1 protein-coding gene is annotated in these 253 nt (G+C 44.7%); it reads right to left on the bottom strand.

Annotated elements, in window-relative coordinates:
- The coding region (locus AAEY79_RS15750; RefSeq protein ID WP_352289559.1) for a hypothetical protein at positions 1 to 236 on the bottom strand (236 nt) is incomplete at its 3' end.
- Positions 237 to 253: the final 17 nt, after the last annotated feature.

Here is a 253-nt window from a genome sequence, read left to right as displayed (position 1 = left end):
GCATACCCCTGTAGTCGTAGTTTTGAATCGGCGGTTGTCGCAAATAACTCTGCATCTGCTTGGGTAAAGTTACTGACTTCAATAGCGTTAAACGTTTTGCACATACCCCAGCCGTTGTAGTTGTTGGGTTTATAAGTTGCTTCAACTTGCTGCTGTTCGTGCATTAGCGTGAAGAACGGGGTTGATAACGTGACCACACCTTGTTTGGTACTGAACATTTTGGTTACCTTATTCATGCTGCACCGCCTAATAC

Origin of the sequence: Psychrobacter sp. GW64-MNA-CIBAN-0177, assembly GCF_040309585.1 — a bacterium.
GTDB lineage: Bacteria > Pseudomonadota > Gammaproteobacteria > Pseudomonadales > Moraxellaceae > Psychrobacter > Psychrobacter okhotskensis.
Note: the sequence above shows the minus strand (reverse complement) of the source record. Positions and strands in the feature narration are given on the sequence as shown.